Consider the following 25,396-nt stretch of genomic DNA (forward strand, 5'->3'; position numbering starts at 1 on the left):
ATCGTTTTTTCATACAGACACCTCCTGACTGTTTGCTGATAAGAAAATTGTAGCAGGCGGCATGGGGACATAAAACCTTATTTTCTTTTAGAAAAAAATATGAGCCCATACGGCATTTTCGTATGGACTCATATATAGATTATTGATTTTGTTTTTCCTGTCTGATGATTCTTTGAATACTTTTTAAAGACAGAAAATATCTCTCAGACAGATCACCAGGCGGGCTGCCTGCAAGGTAATCTCTGTAGATCTGTCTGTTCCTTCTTTTTAAATACTGCCGTGTTTCGGTGGCAGCACCCCAGGCATGTCTGTTTTCGGGACATTTGGGTATATAAATGTATTCACCTTCTGCATACTTCTGTACTTCTTTCAGAAGCTTTGCGGGAAGGATCTGTGTTGCCTTTTTATAGCTCATACTGCTCTCCTAAATTCTGAATATTTTTTAGGAACAGCAAAGGCTATTCAGTCCGGCTGCATTAGCCTTTGCTATGCAGCAATAACGATAGGATCAAGCATGTGCTTTCCGCCCTCCTTCTTGTAAATTCTAAAATTATAGTTGCCATCACTATTTTATCATTTCTGAACAAAAAGAAAACCCTGAGATGCTGGGGGAAACGACAAAATATTCTAAGAACCATGACCAAAAGTGCTGCCGGTAAGCAGCCAGTGTGCACTGCTCTTAAACTTTCCTTAAATTTGTTGTGTTTCCCCATAAAAACGGATAAAATATACAGATAGGACAGAGAGAATGTTAGGAGGAGTTTATGAAGCGGGAAAAAGCCATACCAGCAGCAGTCTTCGGGCTGATTTTTATTCTTGCTCTTGGAATATGGAATTATGTACTGATAGGAAAAAATAACAAGGGAGTCAGTGAAACAAGCCAGGCATCCCTGCCGGTTTTGACAGTAACTACCGGGGGAGAAAACATCAATGAACTGCACGGATTTACAGAGACTGTGGATGCATCGCTGATGAGAGATTCTATTACGCCCCTTAAGGGAGATCAGTTCCAGGTGTTTATGAAACATGGAAACAGTTCCATAGAAGCGCTGGACTACAAAATATATAAAGAAAATAACCGTTCTACGTTAGAAAAAGGAGTGGTTTCTTTCCGGCAGACAAAAAAAGGAACAGAGGCGGACATCAAGCTTAAAAGCCGTCTGGATTCAGGCAAGACATATCTGCTGGCCCTGACATTGGAAAATGACGGAGAAAGCATTACTTATTATACAAGGATCATCTATGGCACAGATCTGCATTTCGCAGAGTGTCTCCGGTTCGCAAAAGAGTTTCATGATGCCACATTGTCAGAGGGAAGTTCAGAGTATGTAAAAAAATATTTGGAGGCAAAGGAAGGCACAGCGTCAAACGATCTTTCATCTATAGATATTTCCTCCAATCAGGAGGCTGTCTGCTATGCTTCCTTAAAACCAAAAGTAGAGCGTATGTATGCGCCGGTGATAAAAGAGGCCAGCGCTAACGTAACCTCACTGGAATACAGATTTATTTTGTCTGCGGAAAACAGCAAAGGGATCAAACAGTATTATCAGGTGACAGAATATTTCCGTGTCCGGTACTCGAAAGACCGGATGTACCTGCTCAATTATGAGCGGACTCAAAATGCTTATTTCCGTTATGATGCACTGGACCGATCCAACAACAGGATATTGCTGGGCATCACGAAAATGAATCCGGAGGAACTGGTCAGCAGGAACAGCGGGCGAAAAGCCGCATTTGTCCAGGAAAATGAGCTTTGGTATTACGATTACAAAAATGCATCCATGACAAAGATCTTTTCGTTTGTGGGAGAGGACTACAGAGAGTCCAGAAATAATTATCCACAGCATGGCATTCATGTGATGGAGATGGATAAGAGCGGAAATATCAAGTTTATTGTTTACGGATATATGAACCGCGGAGAACATGAAGGGAAGAACGGCATCGGTGTTTATGAGTACGATGCAGACAGCGGAAAAGTGGATGAGAAGGCATTCATACCGGTGAAGATCCAATACGAAAATTTAAAAGGTGAGATCGAAAAGGGTGCATATCTGAGCGACAGCGGAAAGTTCTATTTTGAGCTGGACGGTGCCTATTACCAGGTAGATCTGGACAGCAGGGACTCAAAAACCATTGCCAAAAATATAAGCAATGGAATGGTGGCAGTTTCCGGCACAGGGATGCTGGCGATCACAGAAAATGAAACCACAATCCGGATCATAGATTTGGAAAATAACAAGGAACACAAGATCAGCTGTGATAAGGGTGAGAGGATCAAACCTATAGGATTTGTGAAGGAAGATCTCGTTTATGGTGTTGCGGATGCAGAGGATGTAAAGGCCAGAAAGGATGGTTCTCTCCAGTTCCCAATGAAAAAGGTCGCTATTGTGGATGAGAAAAACCAGGAATTGGCCAAATACGAAAAAAGCGGAATCTATGTGAGGGATGCCAGGACAGACGGGACAGTCGTTGTCTTAAGTCCGGCCAGACGTTCAGGGTCCGGCTATAAGAATATGAAAGAAGATTATATCCGATACAAGGAGAAAACCGAGGATAAGGCTTCTCTGGAATATGGATATACAAGCGACCGCCTGAACCAGGTATACCTTTCTTTCCCGGACTATGTCTATGTACAGACAGTGCCGAAGTACCTTTCAGCAGCACTGAGCCAGACGGATAAAGACTGCAGCATATCTTTTGCGGAAAATAACCAGAGATATAAAAATGCTTATGTGTATGCGGGAGGTTCACTTATGGGAACGTATACGGATATGGCAAAGGCTGTGAAGGAAGCAGAAAAGAATGCAGGAGTGGTTGTCAATTCAAGCCAGCTTTATCTTTGGGAGAAGGGTGTCATGAAGAGCTACGGCAAGGTAGCCAATATCCCGATTGTGAAAGCGGAATCCAAGGATGAGACCGGCATTGCCTGTGTTAAGATGATTACAGATTCTGAAGGAAAAGATGTGACTTATGGGCAGCTGAAACGCAGCAAAAAAGACGTATATGGCATGCTCTATGACTCTATGGATAAAATGGCGGCAAACTATACAGGATGTAAGTTTGAAGATGTGCTCTACTGTATCAGCAAAGGACGCCCGGTTATTGCAAAACGGGCCAGCGGCACATATATTCTTGTAATAAGCTATAACAATACAAAGATCAGATATTATGATCCGTTGAAGGAAGAATCTGTCCAGGCAGACCGTTCTTCTATGGAGAGAGAATTCAAAAAGGCAGGAAACGTATTTTACAGCTATGCCAAATAAAGAAGGTGGGATATGAAGTTTATACACGTTGGAGACCTCCATTTCGGAGCCTGTCCGGAAGCAGAGCGGGGATGGGAGAGAGAACGGCAGAAAGATATTGAGCAGAGTTTCAGCCAGGTAATTGCTCTGGCCAATGAAGAACAGGCAGATTTTTTATTTCTATGCGGTGATATTTTTCACAAGAGGCCAGCTTTGAGGGATCTTAAGCATTTAGACTCCTTTCTTTCCCAGCTTGACGGCACCAAGGTGTTTATGATTGCAGGAAACCACGATTTTATAGATGAAGACTCTGCTTATCTTAAGTACCGGTTTTCTGCAGGCGTGCATTTGTTTTCCGGAAGGGAGCCGGAAAGAGTGTATGAGGAAAAGCAGAATACCTATATCTATGGATTCAGCTATCACAGCAGGGAAATCACAGAGCCTCTTTACGATGGATTGAAACCCGGCACTGAAGATGGGATTCATATCCTTTTAGGCCACGGCGGGGACAGCACCCATATTCCTATTGATTTTCATAAATTAAAATGGTCTGGATTTGATTATGCTGCCCTGGGCCATATTCACAGGCCGGAGATGATCTCGGAAGATTTGATCGCCTACGGAGGATCCTTGGAACCCTTAAACCGGACAGAGACCGGGCGGCGCGGAGTATTTTTGGGCGAGATCACCGACGAAAAAAAGGTGGTTCACTTTCTTCCGGTCAACCAGAAGAGCTATGTGGAGGTCCCGGTGGATCTCACAGCACAGATGGACGGAGAAGAAATCCTTTCGGCAGCAGAAGAAGAAATGAAAATGCAGGGTGAAAACCAGATGTTTACCCTGCTTCTCCAGGGACAGAAGCCATACGGTGTACGGCCGGATTTTGATCTGCTTTCTGCAAAATACCGGATTGTAGATATTATAGACCGCACGCAGAATGAAAAAAATGCAGAATCACTGCCGGAGGACAACAAAGATAATATCATCGGCGCCGTCTTACAAAGGCTGGATGGTATGGAGGAAGCAAAGCAATATGCGCAAAGAGCATTTGAACAGGCTTCCAGAGGGCTCAAACAGAGGCGCAGTACGGAGAGAAGAGAAGAAAAGAAACATTTTTATATAAGGAATATCCACATTGACGGCTTCGGAAAGTTCTGCGGGAAAGAGCTGCCCTTTAAGCCGGGGCTGAATATTGTCTATGGTCCTAATGAGAGCGGAAAGACAACTATAAAACACTTTCTTATGCATATGCTGTTCGGCTTGGAGAAATCCAGAGGCATTGCGGCGAGATCTGATGCATATACTATTTATATGCCGGTTTATGGAGGAAATTACGGAGGCATCATGGAAATCGAATCAGACGGACATGCCTTCCTGCTGGAGAGAAGCTTCCGGACGGGAGAAAAGGCCTGTGAACTGTTTGATAAAGAGACAGGAGAGAAGGTTCCGCTTTCCAGCCTGTATTCCTTGAGCCTTGGCGCTTATACGGATACCTTCTGTATCCAGGAGGGGGACATCCCTCCGTCAGGGAATCTTTCTATGGAGCTTACCAACTATACATCCAATTTAACAGGCAGCAATACAGCGGATGTGAAAATTGATCTGGCCCTGAAAGCCTTAAAAGAAGAAAAGAGTGTGCTCCGGCGCAAGAACAGGGAGGAAACAATACTTCTTTCTGAGAAAAGGGAGCGCTATTTAAAAGCTCCGGAACCGGACAAAAAAGAAGAAAAGCCCAAATCCGCATTTTTATTTCTGCTGGCAGCGGCTGTGTTTGCGGCAGCAGGGTTTGTCCACCCGGGATTTTTTGCAGGCTGCGCTGTATTTCTGGCTCTGTGTTTCTTGTCGTTCAAGTCAGGGAAGCAGGAGAGGACAGAGCAGAAGGACTTTAAGGAAGAATTAAGAAGAGAGTACCAAATTCTTAAAGAACAGACAGACCGGACAGAATATAATATAAATCAGGCAGATGCGGCTATTCAGGCTGTTTTGGATGCTGCAAATGAATTTCGGGAAAATCTCGGAGAACAATTTAATGAAAAGGTCAGTGAAATTGTCAGTTATCTTACGGGAGGGGTGTACGAAAAAGTAAAAATTGATGAATCGCTGTCTTTTATGGTAAAATATAAAAACAGGTTTATTGATCTGAAGTATTTAAGCGCGGGAACCGTAGAACAGATTTACCTGGCTGTCAGGCTTGCCGCGGGAGAGATTCTATATCCGACGGAGCCGGTTCCGGTTCTGATGGATGATATTTTCGGCAACTTTGATGATGAACGGACACGCAGGGCTCTTGATTATTTGAGCCGGCATTCGGGAAGGCAGCTGATTTTGTTTACATGCAAAAAGGAGCTGTTTCATCAGTTGGACCGGAGGAATCAGCAAATCCACTGGATCTCCCTTAAGGAGACCGGAGAATAATGAAAGGTGAAGAATATGGCTGAAGAAACAAAAGAGACAAAAAAAGTCATTTCCAAAGAGAAAAAGCCCAAAAAGAAAAAAAAGAAACGAAAGATTCTTCTGAAGGTTTCTATTGTTTTTCTTTTTCTGGTTGTAGTCGGCTGGTTCACCATAGGAATCAAAGTCATGAAGCTTAGGTCAGAGGCAAAAGACCTGGTGTCCAACGCTTCAGAGCAGACATTCAAGGCAACCCAGACAAGTGTTGTCTATGACACAAACGGCAAGGTGATCACCAAACTGAAGGGTGAAAAGGATGTATACTACCTGAAGTATAAGGACCTGCCTGTCTATGCGGTGGCAGCAATGATTTCCGTGGAGGACAATAATTTTTACAAACATAATGGAGTAGATTTCAAGGGAATTGCCAGAGCTGCGGTATCCTTTGTTACCAATAAGGGATCGGTAACCCAGGGAGGAAGTACGATCACTCAGCAGCTGGCAAGAGGTGTATTTCTGACCAGGGAGGTTTCCTGGCAGCGGAAAGTCAAAGAGATGTTTGTGGCATGGGATCTTGAGAAAGAATATTCCAAGGATGAGATCATGGAGTTCTATCTGAATAACGTTTATTTTGCAAACGGTTATTATGGAATCCAGGCTGCCAGCAAAGGATACTTTGACAAGGATGCCAAAGATCTGACGATGTCTGAGGCTGCATTCCTGTGTGCGATTCCGAATGCACCGACTATGTACGAGCCTTATCATCATAAGGACAAGACTCTGACCAGGCGTGACAAGATCTTAAAGGATATGTATAAGCAGAAGCTGATTACAAAAGCCCAGAGAGATGAAGCACTGGGAGAATCAATTACTCTGAAAAAGAAAAAGACAGAGCAGAGAAGAAATTATATCGAAACTTATGTCATCCACAGCGCTACGAAAGCATTGATGGAAAAACAGGGATTTGAGTTCCGCTATGTGTTTAATTCTGATGAAGACAAACAGGATTACAATGAGAAATACAACAAGGCCTATGCTGAGTGTAAAAGAACCTTATACAGCGCAGGTTATCAGATTCATACATCCATTGACCTGGATGCCCAGAAGGAGCTGCAGAACAGCATTGACAATGCACTAAGCGGCTATACAGAAAAGGATAAGAATAAGGTTTACAAGGTTCAGGGTTCCGGTGTCTGCATTGATAATGAGACAGGTAAAGTGGCGGCCATTGTGGGCGGACGGTACCAGAAAAATGTAGGTCTGGGACTGAACCGTGCATATCAGAGTCCGAGACAGCCGGGAAGTGCGATCAAGCCGATCCTTGTGTATGCACCGGCCATGGAAAGAGGATACGGACCGGGATCAATCCTGAATGACAATCCTATGAGCACAAAGGATAAACACAGAGTCCGGAACTCCGGCGGTGTTTATTCCGGAAGCATTACCTTAAGACGTGCTCTGGAGAAGTCCAGCAACGTGGCTACTATGAGGCTTTATGAAGAGATCGGTCCGAAGGCTGCACTCCGGTATTTGGAGAAGATGAATTTTAAGAGTCTCACCGAAAATGATTATAAATATTACACAACCTGTCTTGGAGGTTTCACATATGGAACCACAGCTGAGGAAATGGCCAGCGGCTATGCGGCACTTGCCAATCAGGGAGTGTTCAGGGATCCGACCTGTATCGAAAAGATTGAGGATTCTGACGGAGAGACAGTCGTGTCCAATCCATCCAAAAAGAGAACTGTTTATTCCGCAAATACGGCCTCTATGATGAGCAGTGTTCTAAAGAGCGTTGTCACCAACGGAACAGGCCGTGGTGCAAAGGTGCCGAATGTGGATACCGCAGGTAAGACAGGTACTACAACAGACAACAAGGACGGATGGTTCTGCGGCTATACACCGTATTACACAACCGCAGTATGGGTTGGAAGAGATGACAGCAAGGTTATCCCGAATCTGACCGGATCAACCTATCCGAAAACAATCTGGAGCAACTTTATGAATGCCCTTCATGAAGAATTCTCAGGAGGCAAGAAGCTGGATGCTTCAGAGGGCGGCGGAGGCACAGATATGCCGACTACAAGCCAGACTACCCAGGGTACGACAGAAAAGGGAAGTACCAAAGGGACAACACAGACTACAACACAAGCCACAACAGCGGCTACGACACAAGCTACCACCCAGGCAACTACCCAGGCCACAACAGCGGCTACACAGCAGCCAAACGGCGGGGAAGATGGGCGCAGCAGCGGAAACGATGAATAAAAGATTTTAAAAAATCTCTGGGGAAATTATAGAGGAATTTCTATGAAATCAGGTATCGAAAGATACCTGATTTTTTATTACATGGGTGGCATGCCTGCTTTGCTTTGTAAAATTATTAATAAAAAGGAAATTTATTGACAATACAACTAAAAAAATAGTATAATTAATAAAAATGTATTCTTTTTAATGATTTTTATGTAAAAGATAAATATGGCTTTCAGAATCATTGATATTTTAAAATTAGGAGGAAATGTATTATGAGAAAAAGAAGAAACATCTTATTTTTAATGAGTTTAGTATTTTTTTTCAGTACTGTTCCTGCAGTTCAGCCAAGAGCAGCTCAGCCGTATCGCACCATTACTGATGCTGATGAAATTAAAGCGGTTTCTGCTGATACATTAACTGAAAATAAGGATGGCGGGATAGCAAATGCTGACAATTATACTTTTACATCTAAGTCAGAAGGTAAACTGGTAAGAGTGAATCCTCAGATTGACGGAACTTTATGTTTAGATTCAGGGAATACAATATTAGACAAAAATCAAAAGCAATTAAAGTTAGTTCAGGCAGAATGGGATGATTGTTATTATGTTAGGAATGTTAAAAAAAATGATATATTCTATGTCAAAATTCCAGAGAATTTTTATAAAGAGCATGGATATAATTTTATTGTAAATGCATATGTATATCCGGATAATGTTCCGAACATGATAAATAAGAAAACTTATATTCAGACAGGAAAAAACAAATATACCTATAAGTATTTTACGCTTGGGAAGCGGACAAAAAGCCTGATAGTGGCAGCGCCAGTAATCATAGATTATAAAACACATACCTATTATTACATCCAAAGAAAAGAAAAAAATAGATGGAAAAATATTACTACAGTGCAAAAAGGAGAAGCAGATGAGCATGGAAAAGCCTATAGTATCTGTGGCTTTAAGAAAGGAGAATACAGAATTGCCACAAAGACAGCTGATTCCCAAATTTCCTTTATAAGAATGGAAAATGCACCTTGTACTTCTAAATATTCTACTAAAAAAACAAAGGCTCAAAAAATAAAATTAAAAACTACAAAAATGAATATCTATACTCCTACAGAGAAAGCCCCACGCTGGTATAGAACCTATCGAAAAACTTCCAAATATAAAAGATATATAAAGATGAAAGTCCAGAATAATTCCGGCAAAGTCAAGTTTACAATTTATAAAAAAGGAAGAAAAAAAGCTCTGAAAAGCTATACATTAGCTGATAATAAGTCTAAAACATATCGTTTAAAAAATGGAAAAGGAACTTATTATGTTAAGGTGAGTAAAGTTGATGCTAAAATGAACGGTCAGTATACGATTCAGTACAAGTAAAGTAATCGTCAATAGAGGGACAGCAGACTGAATTAGTCCGCTGTCCCTTTATTTTAATATACTCTTTAAAGTTTCTTTTCCAAATATTCTTTGATGCGCTCGGTAGGGTCCAGAAGCTCGCTGATAGATCCGTTGTGGTTCAGAGTATCAATCAGAAGGGCAACGTACTTGCTCACGTCTGAAGACACATACCAGTCACGCTCCAGCAGTTCCGGTGTCTGATAAGTAAGGTTTGTGGTGATGACCTTTTCAATGAGACCTTCCTCAACAGCCTTGTCAAACACATCCAGCCCGTTGGTGAAAAGTCCGAAAGTAGAAAGGCAGAATACACGCCTTGCATTTCTGGCTTTCAGTTCTTTCGCCACATCGATCATGCTTTCGCCGGAAGAGATCATATCATCTAAGATTAATACATCTTTACCGTCCAATGAGTCACCTAAAAATTCATGGGCAACGATAGGATTGCGTCCGTCTACAATAGTAGAGTAGTCACGGCGTTTATAGAACATTCCTACATCAACACCAAGAACATTGGCCATATAAATAGAACGCTGCATAGCACCCTCATCCGGGCTGATGACCATCAGATGATCGCTGTCAAATTTAATATCGTCACACTGTTCTACCAGGGATTTTACAAACTGATAGGTTGGCTGTACTGTATCAAATCCGCTGTTAGGAATGGCATTCTGTACACGAGGGTCGTGGGCATCAAAAGTGATGATATTCTGTACGCCCAAGTGAATCAGTTCCTGAAGCATCATAGCGCAGTCAAGGGATTCTCTGGTGCTTCTTTTGTGCTGTCTGCTTTCGTATAAGAAAGGCATGATAACGCTGATTCTCTTGGCTTTGCTTCCGCTGGCTGCGATCAGTCTCTTTAAATCCTGGAAATGGTCATCCGGGGACATAGAATTCTGATGGCCGCACAGAGAATACTTAATGCTGTAATTCAGTACATCAACCAAAATGTACAAATCGGTTCCGCGGACAGACTCACGGATGATACCTTTTGCCTCTCCGGAGCCAAAGCGCGGGCAGCCGGCATCCAGAAGATAGCTTTCCTTGTAGTATTCGTCATAGCCAGGCATGTCCTTATAGCGGGGTGCCTCATCGCCCCTCCATCCGGTGATATACTTGTCTATCAGGTTTCCAAGGCTTTTACAGCTTTCCATAGCGATGATGCCAAGATTGCCGTCAGGAAGGGTTTTGAAGTTTCGGTCAGATCGTCTCATTATTAATCTCCTTTGTAGTTTGTTCACTCTTTTTATATCACTCCCGGTGTATTTCCGTCAAGGCTTGCGGGAAAAAGATTTCTTTAAACGGATATCCTCTCCGTATAATTGGCATATGGTATAGTTTTCAATAATTCGGGAGACAATCCGCTCTGTATAGCGCTCTTTCAGGCTCCGCACAGAAAGATTCGTTGAAATGAGGGTTGATTTCTCCTTTAACTGCCGTTCATTCAGGCAATGAAACAGCTGTGAGGTGATAAAAGCATTGTTAAGCTCTGTTCCAAGGTCGTCAATGACCAGCAGATCACATTGGAAAATAAGCTGATAAGACATAGGCAGTTCATCCTTGCGCTTTTGATAGGCCTGTGAGGTCAATATATCAAAAAGCTGAAATGCTGTCACATAGACGCAGGTAAAGCCCTGATCCATGATCTCCTTTGCAATACAGTGGCTTAAAAATGTCTTGCCCGTACCTGTTGAGCCGTGAAGAAGCAGATTTTCTGAAGAAGGAAAATGCTGAATAAACTCACGGCATTTCTTTACCACCGCGTGAATGTTCTGTCGCGGGGAAGGGCGCCCGCCGTCCAGGGGCTGATCCGAGTAATACTGGTCATTAAAATGATTAAAATTTTCTTTTTCAAGAATATGTTCCATATTGGAATCAGAATAAATCAGGCGGGTGACGGCCTGACGAAAACAGCGGCACTTTTTGGTGCCGATATAGCCAGTGTCCTTACAGTCAGGACAGGTATAAACCGGATCCAGATAGTCTTGTGAAAATCCATGATCCAAAAGAAGCCGGCGCTTTTGCTCAGCCAGCTTCTGATTCTTTTGTCTGCACAGTTCTGTGGACTGCTGATCCTCAGATGTGACCAGCTGCTTTCCAAGGAGTATGGAGTTATGGGTCATCTCCCGGTCCAGATCCCTCATCTCAGGGATCTGAGCGTATACCTCACGCCTGCGTTCTCTGGAAAGGTTATAGTTGCTGAGGCGGCGTGCCTCATACATCCGCATGATTTCCTGATATTGTGCATTGGTCAGGGACATTTCAGTCCTCCTTTACAGGGTGTATCTGTTTTTCAAACAGCTGTTTTTCCAGCTCATCAAAATCATAGTCGCGTTCCTCAAAGTTATGGAACTGATTATTAGGCTGTGCTGCTCCCGGCTTGGCCACAGTTCCCGGCCGGCTCTCCAGCTTTTTCACATCATCTAAGGATACCACATGGTTGTCCTTCCATTTTTTCAGGATGCTGTCCGTGTATTGGAATTTAGGCTGTCCGATAGAACGTATGGTGCGGTTGCAGGCTTCGATGACAATGCTCAGATCAAAGCCGTCAGTTTTCAGCCAGCGCTTCATATACTCGATCTGAGCCGGAGCAGGCTGATTGTTCAGTCCAAAAGCATGCATGATCTGATAATACTCTTTCTGGTAGTTCTGGCAGTGAAGCTTGGCCTCTTCTGCAGTACGGATACCCTCCTGATACCAGGCAATGGCTACAGACTGCATATAACGGAAGTTTTTCTTGCCGCTTGATACACAGTAATCCACAAGATGCTCAATCAATTCCGGTGACATTGCCAGATCGTCGTAAAAATAAGAGAGAGTATTTAAATCGTTGGCGGTGAGCGGCCGTCCTATGTACATCTCTGCGATATAAATCAAATAAGAAAACTTATCATCTTTATTTTTCTGTGCCAGCTGAGAAGGAGTTAAGGTTCTCAGGGCAGGAATCGCTTTAGCAGAAGGTGTTTTCTCCGGAACTTCCTTTGCCGCTTCCGGTGCAGGCGCCTCTTTTTCCGGCTCCTTGAGATCGTCTGCATCAATCGTCAGGGCCGTGGAAACGGGGAGCAGTTTAATGGACCGGATCTCTCCGCCATCCATAACCAGATCCAGGAGGTTTTCTTTCTTCCAGTACTTAAGGGCACGGCAAATATCCCGTTCCGTAAGTTCAAGAAGATCTGCCAGACATGGTATGTTGAACTTCTGACCGTTGGAAACCATACGGAGAAGATAGATATAAACCTTCACATACTCGCCGTTGGCTTTAATCATATAATAATCCACAAAGGCATTCGGCAGTAAGGTACCGCCGGTTGGATATGTTGTCGTTACATTAATACTGCTCATAAATCCATCTCCCTAACATCAAGTTAATACGTCTCTTTTTTAATCTAAAAGAACTATAACGCAGACCGAAAGAATTGTAAATAGCCGCACTTTTCACAGAGTAATCCACAGAATAATTGTGGAAACTGTGGATAACGTGGATAACTAAATGAGATTGGCAGAAAGACAAGCTTCATGGAAAAAATTTGGCTGTGGAAAAAATAAAGAAAAATCCACAGGAAAAGTTATACACAATTGTGTATAACCCTGTGGATAACGTGGATAACTATTTCTTTACTAACTCATTGCCTATAGAATCAACATTTCCTGCCCCCATAGTTATCAACAAGTCATTTTTTTTGCATTTTTTTAAAATAAATTTTTCAATCTCTTTAAAATCCTGAATATATCGAACGTCTGTACCAAAATCTTCGATTTTTTTGGCTAAATCCTTTGCGTGGACCAGACCGGTATCCTTTTCCCTGGCAGCATAAATGTCGGTAATGATCACATGGTCACAGGCGCTCAGTGCCTCTGCAAAGTCATCCAGGAATGCGTTGGTTCTTGTGTAGGTGTGTGGCTGAAAAACACACCACAGCTCTTCGTGGGGATAATTCCTGCAGGCATTCAGTGTTGCACTGATCTCTGTAGGATGATGGGCATAATCATCAATCACAGTAAAGCCCTGACATGTGCCTTTGTACTCGAATCTTCTTTTAGCACCGGAGAAGGTCAGCAGCCCTGCTTTCACGGTTTCTATAGGAAGACCTAAGAAATCAGCTACAGCTGCAGCAGAAAGTGCATTATTAATATTATGCAGTCCGTTCACATTTAATGACAAAGAATCCACAAAAGATCCCTCTTTGTATAAATCAAAATGGCCGTGTCCCATAGAGTCATAAGAAATATTCTTGGCGGTGTAGGTAAAATCGTCATTGTCAATGCCGTAAGTGACATACTTGGCTTTCAGGCCGTCTACAATATAGGAAATATCATCGATCTCACCGTTCAGCACAAGAAGGCCGTCCTCCGGCAGCTTCTGGGAAAATTTCTTAAAGGATTCCCGGATTTCATCAATATCATGGAAAAAGTCCATATGGTCTTCTTCTATATTTAAGATAACGCTGATCTTTGGAAAGAATTCAAGAAAACTGTTTGTATATTCGCAGGCCTCTGTGACAAAGACATTGGAATGGCCCACACGGATATTTCCGTCAATAATATCCAGGATGCCTCCCACAGTGATGGTCGGGTCAGTATCTCCTGCCAGAAGAATGTGAGAGAGCATAGAAGTTGTAGTAGTCTTGCCGTGAGTTCCGGATACTGCGATTGCATTTTTGTAGTTATGCATCATCTGACCGAGCAAAGTTGCACGTTTCATAAGCGGAATATCTTTTGAGACAGCAGCTTTGTATTCTTCATTCTCCGGGTGAATGGCTGCTGTGTAAACAACAAGGTCGATATCGTCTGTAATATTTTCTGCGACTTGTCCGATAAAGATCTTGGCTCCCAGGGAGCTGAGTTTTTCAGTCATGTCAGAAGAGCGGATGTCAGAGCCGGAAACAGTAAATCCTTCCTTAAGAAGAATTTCTGCCAAACCGCTCATACTGATACCCCCGATCCCCATAAAATAAATATGAATTGGTTTCTTGAAATCTATCTGATACATAGGAAATCCTAACCTTTCTGTGAATTTATAAATTGTGTTTTTTCTATTATAGTGCACAAAAAAATAAGTTGCAAGGAAGGAAATGAGAATAAGGGGTATCTCAGGAAAAAGGTGTACACATTGATGGAAAATAAGTCGGTTTTTGTATTTCGTAATAGTAAAATATAATAATATTAGCGAAAATATATTATAATATTTGTTCACAATTAACGATGGAGATGCTATAATAAAGATTATCTAAGAAAGCATGTACGATGTTGATCCCTGCACAAGCATCAGGACTGGCTTCCGTTTTGGAGTTTGGAAGACAGCAGGTGCTTTGTTTTAGAGTATGGATGTTTACAATGGGAATCATAGTATGGGCGGAACGTGTCGAGAGTGGGTTTATTTTGCGGTGTGGAAAGGGGAAGGTGATAGGATAAAACGCCCGCATAACAGATTATCAGCTATATTATTGAAAACTAGGAGGAAGACAACATGCAAATTACAGATGTACGTATCAGACAAGTAGCAAAAGAAGGGAAAATGAAAGCAGTCGTTTCTATTACGATTGACAATGAATTTGTGGTACATGATATCAAAGTCATTGAAGGAGAAAAGGGACTGTTTATCGCAATGCCAAGCCGCAAAGCTGCCGATGGGGAGTACCGGGATATTGCCCATCCGATTAATTCGGTTACGAGAAATACAATTCAGTCCATGATTCTGGAACAGTATGAAGCCATGAGACTTGGAGATGTAGACGCTACACAGCCGGAAGAGGGAGCCGAGTAAACGCTTAATTAATATACTATGATTGTCCATACATAGACGGAAAAAACCGTCTTTAAAATGAAGAGATCAGCATATGGCATAGCCGTTTGAGTTATGCCATATGCTGTTTTTGCTTTTACAGAGAATTTTTGGTATCCTGTAAAAGAATATTTTATAATTCTAAATTAGGAGCGGGGATCTGACATGAATCAGGCAGCAAAGGAACAGGCATTTGAGAAAATTTATAATGAGAGCTATGATGAAATGCTCAAGTTTATGAAGGGGATGTTTTATTGGGACAGGCAGGAGGCGTACGATGTTCTGCAGGAAGTGTATCTAACGGCTTATGAGAAAATTGAACTTCTTTCGGATCATGAAAATCCGATCGGATGGTTAAAACAGACGGCAAAATATAAATCTTATCATGTGTTTGAGCGGAAAAATAAGATCAATGAAATACTTACAGATGAAAATTTGATGGAATTAAATAAAAAGTTTGAGGATGACTACAGCGGACTGCTGAAAACAGATCTTAAAAATATACTGACGGAAGATGAATATCAGCTTTTTTATGATTTTTATATTAAAGGCTTTTCGTTAAATGAGTTGGCCAAGTTCCGGGAGAGTACAGATCAGGCAGTAAAATCAAAGCTGGCCAGAATTCGGAGGAAAGCCAGGAAACAACTATTTATTCTTATCATGTTTGGCTGAAAATAAATTGTTAAATTATGCGACACCTGAAGGTGATTTGAGAGGACATAGAAGTGTAATCTAAAACCAATGGGAAAGGGGCCGCATAATGAAGAAGAATAGTTTTGATAAAATTCTGGAAGAGGCAGTCAGAGAGCTTGTGGAGGAGATCTGTCCAGACAATATTCCGGATGATGAAGTGTCGGACAGGACAAAAGAAAAGATGGAGGATGAGATTTCAGACGATAAGTAAATATGATAGGAGTTACATAAGGTGTAAGAAAAGTAGGTTTACTGTTATAGGATTAGCTTTGTCATGTGTTGTGTAATCCTTCCATCTTCTGCTATAATAATAAAATTAAATAAATTTTACTAAGTACAGGGACAGAAGATGAGACGATTTATAAAGAAACGATGGAAATTAGAATGGATGACGGAATTCTTGAAGCTGGAACCAGATCAAGAAAAACTGAATCACATTGAATATATTTTGGAATGTATCGATCCATTGAAATATGATCAACGATTGGATCGGGGAAAGTTTTACTGTGAGCATTTAAAAAGAAGAAATGAACAAAAGAGCAGAAGAAAGAAAAAGTACCTGTCTATTGCAGCAAAAGCAGCTGTATTTGTTCTTGTGTTTATTATATCAGCATAAGTTATTTGTTATGCAATTACAGGGAAATCCATATTTCATTATTTTGATCAAATAAAGGAAGAAACATCGACTGTTGACATTGATTATCATGACGCTGATGGAGAGTCTATTTTTGAAGCACTGAAGTCATTAATAAATTATATTGTGAATCAAAAAAACGGGCAGGGGGCAGAATATGAAAATAAAAAGGTTTCCTCATGGAAAGAAATATATACAATTAGTGATGGAAGGGTTATGTATCCCAGAAATATTCCAAAAGGATGGAAATTAAAAGAACTTAAAGTGCAGGTTTTTGGTACAGAAGTAGGATCATCTTTGGCCACATATAAAAATGGTAATAGATACTTCTACTATGTATTCGAAGATTGCAGCGGAGTAGATGGATCTACACGAGTCTACTTTGGTGAGAAAAGGAAGAAGATAAAAGTAGTAAAACACTCCGAAGGTGAGTTTTATTTATATCAGGGGAAGACGCAATTATCTGCAATAGGAAATATAAGGAAGTATCAAATACATATTGATGGAGACCTTTCAGTAAAAGAGATATCGGATTTGATTCGTTCAATTCAATAACAAAAAGGACAAAACTTATTTAAAATAGGTTTTGTCCTTTTTGTTATTGAAAAAGAGCATTGACAACAGATTGTAAAGACTTCGCTGGCCATTTTTTATGAGAGAGAGAATGAGGTCCAACGAAATAATCACAATCTGTTGTCAATGCCCTCTTATAATAGAAACTGAAATAATATGGAAAAAGTGATATTGATTTGAAAGTTTATTATAAAAATGCAGAAAGACCAATGATATCATGAATACATTGGCCTTTCTGCCTGCTGGTTTTCTAGGGTACTAGTAATCCCAAAGGCCAGCAAGAGAGATAAACCCAGCCATTAAAGCAGGTTTCCGCACCCGCTTAACCAATATTTTAGAATGGTTTGTGATTTGGATGGTTTTCCTTTCTTAAAAATAATTAAATAGTTAATATGTTTTCAGGAATAATGGCTGAAAAATATCCCTCTATAATAGAAACTGTTTTTAGAGCAAAAAGGTGAATGTTTTTTAAAAAAAGACGAGAATTCTCGTCTTTTTTATTGTAGTAAGGATAAATTAAATATATATTTTAATATTTACGAGTGGCTGTGTTAATATTTGCTGAACTAATTAATTTTCCACCTTTGGACTTATATATTTTTAAGGTGGCTGTTGCTCTATATTTATAACCTTTTGAAATATAGTAGGTACCGTAAAATAACTGTGATCCTTTTCCTTTTGCAGTTCCAGAATTAATTGTGTTCCAAGAACCATTTTTATATCTCTGAAGTTTCATAGAAATGGTTGAATAGTTTCCTCCAATTAATGGAATAGTACTTGCATAATAATTTGCCTTACCTTTAGAGATAGTTAAATTATAAGAAATATCTAGAAATCCTGATTTTTTAAAAACAAAAGGGAAAGTAGGGTTAGTATTCATTAGATAATTATTTTGTTTTACTTGAGAAGAGGATGCTTTTACTATATTTGGTGATGGAAACGATGTAAGAACTATAGCAAAAAATAAACTAAAAAATATGTAGATTTTAAATGATTTTTTCATGACTCCTCCTTTTATCCTTACTACTTTTAAAACAAAAGTAGGGATGAAAAGGTGAAGCCATATGATTTGCCTATTTATTACTAAAATTAGAGCATAAAGATGGAATCTATGAAGCTTTGTTGCAACTAAAAATGATATGTATCCTTTTACTAGTTTAGTCCTGCAAAGGGGTATACATATCATAGATTAATTATCTGAAGATCAGTTTTTATGGGCAAGTTTAGGTTTAAACTTGATAAAAATAGTAAAAAATTTTTTGTAACGGTAAGGGTAAAGATGATGACCTTGTTAAGAAGTGTGGAATTATAAGATAAATTTTAAGTACTCAACTGGGTTTATTCCTGTCATATACTTAATGAAAACCTTTAATGTGTTGCACAAAAATATTATTCTTTTGTATGTTAAGTTTATGTGGCATTGTTATATTTATTAAACTGATGTTTAGTATAAGAAGACAGTTTTAGCTTAGAAGAAACAATTAATTATGGCTAATTATAGAAGACAAGCGACTTTGGAAAATTTCATCAGACACATTGACAACTATAACAAAAAGCCATAATAAGGCTTCTGATTCAGTAGGTAAAAAGAAAAAAGCGAAGTGGGAAATCCACTCCGCTATCAAATCTAAATTTTTTGGTCTTTAATTTCTTACATACTTTTAAACTTTAATCAATGTCTTGAGGATTTTAATATTTAATTCCTTCAGCGATTTTGAGTAATTTATTCTTGGCTTCCTTGGAATAAATTTTGTAAATGCATTTATTGTTATACCATAGGAGGCTTTTATAAGTTCCTTTTAGGTAATAATATTCCGTATTTTTATCTACAAACTTTATATATTCAGTTTTATCAATATTTACATATGATTCAAAACTAGTATCTGAAGTTATTTGTATATATAAATAATTATCTTGTTTGTCTTTGTATTCATAGATAAAATAAGTCCCATTTTTAGCCACGGTCTTTTTAGAAAAGTGATAACTAGAAGGTATATAATTAAATGTAAAATCTGGATCTGCAGTATCTTCTTCCACTTTAATTATACGGTTATTTTGATTTGTAGTTTTAAATATAAAATTCAAAACAGGTTCCCTAAAAGCGTCAACACTCATCACAGTAATGGAAGCCACAGTAAGAAAGACTAAAAACACGGCAGCAACCCTTCGTGCGGTGACAAAACGGCGTTTTCTGTTTGCTTTTTTTCGCGCGGACACGAACATAGTATTCATTTTTTCATTCATTTGATCAGACAGCTCATCCTCAGGAATATCGTCAGGAGAGATGTCATCAGCCCATTCGTTTGTACCATATTTGATCATTTGGTCAAACATTTCTTCACTTCTATCTTTTTTATCTTTTGTACTCATAGCTCAATCCCTCCTTCTCATATAGAGCACGTAAGGAACTGCGGGCTAGACTGCACCGTTTCTTTGCAGCCAGTTCCGAGATTTGCAAAAGCGTAGCTATTTCCAGAAAACTGAATCCGTAGTAATAGTGCAGGATAAGAACTGTCTGCTGATTTGTGGGCAGCTTTTTAATTATATCCTTCATCACCTTCAAGTCAATAAATTCCAGATAGTGGTCGTTCGGGTCAATTAGATGTTCTGATTCTTCGCCATCATCGTAAGTCAGTTCTTCGTGACTATTTCTGCTCTCAACCTTAATCATGTCATAAGCGGTGTTCCGGACTATGACATACAGAAATGTAAATGCCTTATTCTCAGGTAAGTCCAAAATCTTTTCGGAATAAAGCAAAGCCTTTTCAAAAACATTTTGAAGTATATCTTCAGCCAAGGTGTCATCACGAATATATTGCTTTGCTACGAATTTAAACTTTGATGCATACTTGTTGTAGAGCATTTCAATATAGTCAACAGCGCTCTTCGTAGGAGGTTTATTCTTCCGCCGTTTCATCTTCATTCTCTCCCTTTTCCCCCGTTCATGGTTGGTATCTCTGTATCTCTCATTATAGATAGGTTTCCTGTTTTTGTAAAGCTTGTACAAAAAAAGCCTAAAGAAATATTCTAAAGGCTTTCGTCTTCTTCGATGACCTGTATTTCTAGAAAATCGAAGTTAATATCTTCTATAAAACTGTCATGATAAAACCTTGTTTTATCGTGGGTTATAAATTCATGTTTGTTAGCGTCTAACCAGAGGGGTTTTGGTAGGTCAAATTCATAACAAATGTCTTCAAGTGCCTTGTACACCTTTCGGGTGCGGTTTAAACCGGTATCCTCAACACTGATTACAGTGTCTTTCAGAAGCCGGTTGCTTTTCATTAGTTTCCCCCACATTCGGAACATAAGTCTACCTGCTTTCTTTCTATATATATTATGTATAATAGAAGATAAATATAAAACAGTCAATATTGTAGTAAAGGAGAAAATGATTTAAAATGACTTTAAACAAAGAATGGTAGAGGAGATTAACACATGAAGATTTTAAAACGGTTCTTTATTGATGGATTGTCCGGTATGGCGCAGGGACTGTTTGCAACCCTGATTATCGGAACAATATTGGAACAGGTGGGAGTTTTACTGGGAGGCAATCTTGGACAGCTTCTTGTATTGGGTGCGGCAGCAGCAAAGGTTCTGACAGGAGCAGGGATCGGGGTAGGAGTTGCTTCAAGATTTCAGGAATCGGTTTTGGTGACAGTCTCAGCAGCCGGTGCCGGGATGATTGGTGCCTATGCATCCAAGATCGTGGCAGGTACTTTGGTTGTTAAGGGGGCGGTTGTTTTATCAGGGCCGGGTGAACCTTTAGGCGCCTTTTTGGCTGCTTATGTAGGGATTGAACTTGGGCGGCTGATTTCAGGGAAAACCCAGCTGGATATTCTGCTGACACCTTTGGCCGTTATATTATCCGGCGGTGCTGTAGGATTATTTTTGGGACCTTGGATCAGCCAGCTTATGACACGTCTGGGGGATTTGATCCGATGGGGAACAGAGCAGCAGCCATTTCTTATGGGAATTGTAGTCTCTGTACTGATGGGGATGGCGCTTACGCTGCCAATCAGCTCGGCGGCCCTGGGGGTCATACTGAATCTTTCCGGGATTGCTGCCGGGGCTGCGGCTGTAGGATGCAGTGCCCAGATGATAGGATTTGCAGTGGCCAGTTTCAGGGAAAATAAAGTAGGAGGATTGATTGCCCAGGGGATTGGGACATCCATGCTTCAGGTTCCGAACATTGTAAGGAAGCCGTGGATCTGGATTCCTCCTATCCTTACCAGTGCTGTTTTGGGGCCGGTTTCTACTATAGTATTAAAGATGACAAACAATGCGATTGGTTCCGGTATGGGCACGGCCGGACTGGTCGGACAGATCATGGGATATAAAACTATGGTGTCCGGCGGGGTATCTCCGGCCACCACAGCAGTTATGATTATTGGAATGCATATTGTTGCCCCTGCCCTTTTAACTTACTTTATATCAGAGGGAATGAGGCGTATGGGCATCATCAAACAGGGAGACATGAAATTGGATATGTGATGATACTATGTGATAGCAGCATGTTTTGCAAAGTACCGTACAGAATCTTCTACTCCGCATGCTATATATGAAGCCAGTTCCATGACAGTGTGGAGCCGTGTGGTCTGTATTGTGTTAAAATTTGTCTCTGAAGTGTAATTTACGATGCCTGTAATGGAGATATCCCCTACAGGAGGAAGCTCTTTATCTACACCCTGGCCAGGGAAAAGCGGCATGGATGACACCGTGACGAAACCTACATGGTCTATGGAGCCCAGGCAGGCATCCACAGCAATAACAAAAGGCTCCTTATAAGAATGGTAAATGTCTGACATTGTTTGAGCCAGGTTTCCTGCGTGGACAGGCTGAGACAATGTTCCGAAAACTTTATAATAAGAAGAAGCCATTAACTGATGCCCCACCAGAGGCCCAAGGCAGTCACCGGTAGCACGGTCCGTTCCCACACAGAGGACCACCACCGGCTGGCTGTCGTTTTTTTGTATTTGAATCCGGCGGATCAAATCCGCCTGCAGCAGGGCACCTGCTTCCCTGTTTTTTGGATTAAAATAGGATATTCGGTCTGAAATGCGCATTGCGTTCTCCAATCATTTCTTAAATAACATTTCCGCCTGATAAGACGCTCCATATAGTTTATACAGAAATAAAAAAAGTATACCGCAGGCCAAACAGTGTTTTATATCATTCAGCCGGGTAAGCCTGCACAAACATGTCCTGAGAATATGAAAATTATTTTGTTCTGTCGACGCCCTTTGATAAAAAAATTGAAAATACTGTGATAAAGTCTTTGGTATTAAAGAGGAAAGGGAGGCTTTTTCGTGAGAGCAGAAAATCAGTTGCCGAAGAACATCAGACAGATCGGCGGGCCTGTAGGAACCACAAAGGTTTATATCGAAGACTTTGTAGTTACATTTTTAAAAGCATTGACGACGGACAAGAACACTTTTGTAAGAGGGGCCATATTATTTGGAGAAAAGAAAAGTATTGATAATGAAACTGTGATATTTATCAGAGGTGCTGTAGAGGGGCAGAATATAGAGTTAGATTTGGACGAGACCGTATTTGACGATAAGGTTTGGAGAGAAATTTATCAGAAAAAGGAACGGTTTTTCCCGGATCTTGATGTCATTGGCTGGGCCCTTTCCAGAATGGGATTCTCAGTGCGGCTCAATGATAAGATTAAAAAGACGCATTTTGAAAACTTTCCGGGGGACGGGAAAGTTCTTTATATGACAGATCATCTGGAGGGGGAAGATGCTTTTTATGTTTACCGAGGACAAGATCTGGTCCGTCAGAGCGGCTATTACATATATTATGAAAAGAATCCGATGATGCAGGAATACCTGATTGAGCGGAATCAGAAGCTGAAAGAAGTTACATCGTATGAAAATATGCTGGAGGCCAAAAGGGATGAAAAAATTGTGCGGCAGTTCCGCACGATTGTACAGGAAAAGCAGAAAAGCAGTAAGACAAGAGACCGGATGAAGCGGCTTTCCTCCAGTGCGGCAATGCTCCTGGTATTGATTTTGGCAGGAGGTATGTTTTACTATTCCAGACTGGACAAGAGTTCATCTTTTGGTGACGCCATTCACGGGGCAGTGGAGACAATGGGCAGAGGTGTAAAAGATAACGTTTCTATGGATGAAGAGAATAAGGAGTCGGGGACAACCACAAAGCAGCTGCCGGCAGACACCCAGGAGACAGATGATTCTCAGACAACAACAGCAGAGCGGGATAAGAAAACATCGGCCAGTACCAGAACTACGCAAGCGGCAGCCTCAGCTTCTACAGCTTCAGCCACACAAAAATCTACACAGACGGCAGCCCGCAGTCAGACCTATGTGGTCAGAAAAGGGGACAGTCTGGTATCCATTTCCCGAAAGATGTACGGGACCAGAAAGTATATGTACAAGATATTAGATGCCAATCGGATTGGGCCGAAGGAACATATCTATCCCGGACAGAAACTAATTATTCCTAGTATAACAAAGTGAAATCATGTATAATAAAGCGTGAAATTGATAATGTTAAATAAAAATACAGAGGTTTTACTATGGACCACAGGATAAAGTCAGGGTTTTCCCTTTATACAAACAGCAGGGAAGCAATACAGAATTCTATCCGGAAAAAGCAGATCCGAAAAAAACAGAGATTGATTCTTCTGGGTGTTCTTTGTGCAGTGCTTCTGGCTATTTTTCTGGCTTATAGGTACAGAACGTACCATTCGCTTAAGACAGAAAAGGTAATAGCGGAACATGTAGATTCCGCAACAAAGTTCTTAGCATATAAGAATGGCTCCATCAGTTATAATGAAGACGGGATTTCATATATTGACGAAGATGGGAAAGTAGTATGGGAAAAAGCTTATTCCATTAAGAATCCGATTGTTTCATACTGCGGTGATTACATCGTGGTTGCATACAAGAATGGAAATGAGATTCTTCTATATGACAGCAGCGGAAAAGTAAAAAGATTTTCTGCCTCATATGCGATTAGCGATGTAGAAGTGGCCGAACAGGGTGTCATCGCTGCCATACTGCAGGGGGATGATGAAAATTATATAGAACTTTATGATGCTTCTCAAAAGAAGCTGGTGACGATCAAGACCACGATTGATGAGAATGGCTATCCTCTGGATATTGATCTGTCAGATGACGGTACGATGCTCGCCGTCAGCTATCTGGTAGTGGACGGACTGCAGACGAAGAACCGGGTGGCGTTTTATGATTTCGGAGAAAAAGGACAGGAAAAAGAAGACCGGCTTTTGGCAGGATTTGATTTTAAGGATACGGTCATTCCAAAGATTCAATTTATGGGCCGAAATACTGTGTGTGCCATTGGAGATAATAAAACAATAATTTTTAACACAAAGGACACACCTTCGAAACAAAAAGAGATTAAAATAGATTCAAGGATCAAAAGTGTAGCTGCGGATGAATCTCATTTTGCACTGGTTCTTGAGAACAAAAAGAAGTCATCCAAAGAACAGTACCTGGTACAGGCCTATAACCGGTCCGGAAAAAGGGTTATGGAGAAGGAGATCAAGACAGAGTTCTCTAATGTATACCTGGGTGCGGACGGAGTTTTGTTTGTTGGAAACTATCATTGTTCTATGATTAATTTTGCCGGGCATGAAATGTACCAGCAGAATTTTAAAAAAAGGATTCAGTCTATGGCCCCTGCGGGCAAGGCAGAACGGTACTTAATTACTTTTGAAGATAAAACACAGTTGGTTAGATTACGATAGATGGTGATATTATGGGACAGATTATTTTAATTGTGTTACTTCTGATTTTGGTGTTTGATACGATCAGAGGTTACAGAAGGGGATTTTTGAAGTCGCTGCTTCTCCTGGCTACATGGCTTTTGACATTTGCCATTGCCTACTCGGCTGCAGATACAGTGAAGCAGTATGTGATACAGATGTTTATGAAGTCGGAACAAAATATACTGACAGATCAGCTTGCATACTTTATTGCTTTTGCGCTGATTGTGGTTGTGCTTAAGATTTTGTTTTCTATATTAGTCGGTATTATCAGCAAGTTTGGGGATCTTCCGGTGATCGGATGGTTTAATCATCTGTTCGGAGGGGTTCTGGGATTCGCAAAAGGAGTGATCGTGGTATCATTTTTACTGTTTGCTGTTTACCTCTGCCAGTATATAGGACTTCAGCAGGAGTACAGCCAATGGATGCAGTCCAGTTCTTTACTTCAATTTATAGTGGAAAACAATCCGGTGATTTCAATTCTAAAGGGAGCAATTCCTTTTTAGGGATAGCAGGAGACCCCGGGAGAAACGGCATAAAAACGCTGTTTCTCCCGGGGTTTTTATTTCATAGGAAAGTGCGTCCCATGAAATAAAAAACGCTCCGCGAGGATCGCACTGCGGCAATAAGGAATCATGTCGCCAAAGCGACCCGCCGCAGGCGGAGAATCCCGCAAGC

General features: G+C 40.9%; 23 protein-coding genes. 13 read left to right on the top strand and 10 right to left on the bottom strand.

Going from position 1 to position 25,396, the window contains the following annotated elements; all coding sequences use genetic code 11:
* Window positions 1-139: 139 nt before the first annotated feature.
* Complete coding sequence (locus KH180_RS14105; RefSeq protein ID WP_290761401.1) at window positions 140-415, bottom strand: CD3324 family protein; 276 nt, start codon at window positions 413-415, stop codon at window positions 140-142.
* A gap of 349 nt (window positions 416-764) precedes the next feature.
* On the opposite strand from KH180_RS14105, the gene KH180_RS14110 reads away from it, so the two are divergent.
* The 4 genes from KH180_RS14110 (at window position 765) to KH180_RS14125 (ending at window position 9,265) form a co-directional block, all read left to right on the top strand.
* On the top strand, window positions 765-3,266 hold the full coding sequence (locus tag KH180_RS14110) for a hypothetical protein (protein ID WP_290761403.1): 2,502 nt from the start codon (window positions 765-767) through the stop codon (window positions 3,264-3,266).
* Between the two features lie 12 nt (window positions 3,267-3,278).
* Window positions 3,279-5,660 (top strand): AAA family ATPase, encoded by a 2,382-nt coding sequence (locus KH180_RS14115; RefSeq protein ID WP_290761405.1) that lies wholly within the window; start codon window positions 3,279-3,281, stop codon window positions 5,658-5,660.
* A 15-nt stretch (window positions 5,661-5,675) separates the two neighbouring features.
* Window positions 5,676-7,904 carry a transglycosylase domain-containing protein gene (locus KH180_RS14120; protein ID WP_290761407.1) on the top strand — a complete coding sequence of 743 codons (2,229 nt, stop codon included), beginning with the start codon at window positions 5,676-5,678 and terminating at the stop codon, window positions 7,902-7,904.
* Window positions 7,905-8,161: 257 nt separating this feature from the next.
* Window positions 8,162-9,265 (top strand): hypothetical protein, encoded by a 1,104-nt coding sequence (locus KH180_RS14125; protein WP_290761409.1) that lies wholly within the window; start codon window positions 8,162-8,164, stop codon window positions 9,263-9,265.
* A gap of 65 nt (window positions 9,266-9,330) precedes the next feature.
* On the opposite strand, the gene KH180_RS14130 is transcribed toward KH180_RS14125, so the two are convergent.
* From KH180_RS14130 to murC, 4 genes are all read right to left on the bottom strand, one after another.
* Entirely contained in the window at window positions 9,331-10,497 is a 1,167-nt protein-coding gene (locus KH180_RS14130) for a ribose-phosphate pyrophosphokinase (protein ID WP_290761411.1), read from the bottom strand.
* Window positions 10,498-10,554: 57 nt separating this feature from the next.
* Window positions 10,555-11,544: an ATP-binding protein gene (locus KH180_RS14135; RefSeq protein ID WP_290761413.1), complete on the bottom strand. Its 990-nt coding sequence runs from the start codon at window positions 11,542-11,544 to the stop codon at window positions 10,555-10,557.
* A gap of 1 nt (window position 11,545) precedes the next feature.
* Window positions 11,546-12,625, bottom strand: coding sequence for a DnaD domain protein (locus KH180_RS14140; protein ID WP_290761415.1), 1,080 nt, complete (start codon window positions 12,623-12,625; stop codon window positions 11,546-11,548).
* Between the two features lie 265 nt (window positions 12,626-12,890).
* Window positions 12,891-14,273, bottom strand: coding sequence for a UDP-N-acetylmuramate--L-alanine ligase (murC, locus tag KH180_RS14145; RefSeq protein ID WP_290761417.1), 1,383 nt, complete (start codon window positions 14,271-14,273; stop codon window positions 12,891-12,893).
* Window positions 14,274-14,750: 477 nt separating this feature from the next.
* Here murC and spoVG point away from each other — a divergent pair, with 477 nt between their 5' ends.
* The 5 genes from spoVG (at window position 14,751) to KH180_RS14170 (ending at window position 16,947) form a co-directional block, all read left to right on the top strand.
* Window positions 14,751-15,047, top strand: a complete 297-nt coding sequence (gene spoVG, locus KH180_RS14150) for a septation regulator SpoVG (RefSeq protein WP_290761419.1) — start codon at window positions 14,751-14,753, stop codon at window positions 15,045-15,047.
* Window positions 15,048-15,230: 183 nt separating this feature from the next.
* Complete coding sequence (locus KH180_RS14155) at window positions 15,231-15,737, top strand: RNA polymerase sigma factor (RefSeq protein ID WP_290761421.1); 507 nt, start codon at window positions 15,231-15,233, stop codon at window positions 15,735-15,737.
* Window positions 15,738-15,825: 88 nt separating this feature from the next.
* On the top strand, window positions 15,826-15,969 hold the full coding sequence (locus KH180_RS14160) for a hypothetical protein (RefSeq protein WP_290761423.1): 144 nt from the start codon (window positions 15,826-15,828) through the stop codon (window positions 15,967-15,969).
* Window positions 15,970-16,107: 138 nt separating this feature from the next.
* Window positions 16,108-16,374: a hypothetical protein gene (locus KH180_RS14165; protein WP_290761425.1), complete on the top strand. Its 267-nt coding sequence runs from the start codon at window positions 16,108-16,110 to the stop codon at window positions 16,372-16,374.
* A gap of 144 nt (window positions 16,375-16,518) precedes the next feature.
* Window positions 16,519-16,947, top strand: coding sequence for a DUF4367 domain-containing protein (locus KH180_RS14170; RefSeq protein ID WP_290761427.1), 429 nt, complete (start codon window positions 16,519-16,521; stop codon window positions 16,945-16,947).
* Between the two features lie 547 nt (window positions 16,948-17,494).
* Here the strand turns inward: KH180_RS14170 and KH180_RS14175 are convergent.
* The 4 genes from KH180_RS14175 to KH180_RS14190 all read right to left on the bottom strand — a co-directional run bounded on the left by KH180_RS14175 (window position 17,495) and on the right by KH180_RS14190 (window position 20,271).
* Entirely contained in the window at window positions 17,495-17,968 is a 474-nt protein-coding gene (locus tag KH180_RS14175; RefSeq protein WP_290761429.1) for a hypothetical protein, read from the bottom strand.
* 686 nt (window positions 17,969-18,654) lie between these two features.
* Window positions 18,655-19,335: a DUF4367 domain-containing protein gene (locus KH180_RS14180; protein WP_290761431.1), complete on the bottom strand. Its 681-nt coding sequence runs from the start codon at window positions 19,333-19,335 to the stop codon at window positions 18,655-18,657.
* Window positions 19,319-19,882: an RNA polymerase sigma factor gene (locus tag KH180_RS14185; protein WP_290761433.1), complete on the bottom strand. Its 564-nt coding sequence runs from the start codon at window positions 19,880-19,882 to the stop codon at window positions 19,319-19,321. Before KH180_RS14185 ends, KH180_RS14180 begins: the two co-directional genes overlap by 17 nt.
* 110 nt (window positions 19,883-19,992) lie before the next feature.
* The gene (locus KH180_RS14190; RefSeq protein WP_290761435.1) at window positions 19,993-20,271 is read right to left on the bottom strand and encodes a hypothetical protein; all 279 of its coding nucleotides are present in this window, start codon (window positions 20,269-20,271) and stop codon (window positions 19,993-19,995) included.
* Window positions 20,272-20,400: 129 nt separating this feature from the next.
* Here KH180_RS14190 and KH180_RS14195 point away from each other — a divergent pair, with 129 nt between their 5' ends.
* Complete coding sequence (locus KH180_RS14195; RefSeq protein WP_290761437.1) at window positions 20,401-21,456, top strand: PTS transporter subunit IIC; 1,056 nt, start codon at window positions 20,401-20,403, stop codon at window positions 21,454-21,456.
* Window positions 21,457-21,461: 5 nt separating this feature from the next.
* On the opposite strand, the gene yyaC is transcribed toward KH180_RS14195, so the two are convergent.
* Window positions 21,462-22,028 carry a spore protease YyaC gene (yyaC, locus tag KH180_RS14200; RefSeq protein ID WP_290761439.1) on the bottom strand — a complete coding sequence of 189 codons (567 nt, stop codon included), beginning with the start codon at window positions 22,026-22,028 and terminating at the stop codon, window positions 21,462-21,464.
* Between the two features lie 243 nt (window positions 22,029-22,271).
* Between yyaC and KH180_RS14205 the strand changes: the two genes are divergently transcribed.
* From KH180_RS14205 to KH180_RS14215, 3 genes are read left to right on the top strand one after another with little or no spacing between them, the layout of a single operon-like run.
* On the top strand, window positions 22,272-23,447 hold the full coding sequence (locus KH180_RS14205; protein WP_290761441.1) for a LysM peptidoglycan-binding domain-containing protein: 1,176 nt from the start codon (window positions 22,272-22,274) through the stop codon (window positions 23,445-23,447).
* A gap of 59 nt (window positions 23,448-23,506) precedes the next feature.
* Window positions 23,507-24,700 carry a DUF5711 family protein gene (locus tag KH180_RS14210; RefSeq protein ID WP_290761443.1) on the top strand — a complete coding sequence of 398 codons (1,194 nt, stop codon included), beginning with the start codon at window positions 23,507-23,509 and terminating at the stop codon, window positions 24,698-24,700.
* 11 nt (window positions 24,701-24,711) lie between these two features.
* Complete coding sequence (locus KH180_RS14215; RefSeq protein ID WP_290761445.1) at window positions 24,712-25,224, top strand: CvpA family protein; 513 nt, start codon at window positions 24,712-24,714, stop codon at window positions 25,222-25,224.
* Window positions 25,225-25,396: the final 172 nt, after the last annotated feature.

The organism is Anaerostipes sp. (assembly GCF_018381315.1).
GTDB lineage: Bacteria > Bacillota > Clostridia > Lachnospirales > Lachnospiraceae > Anaerostipes.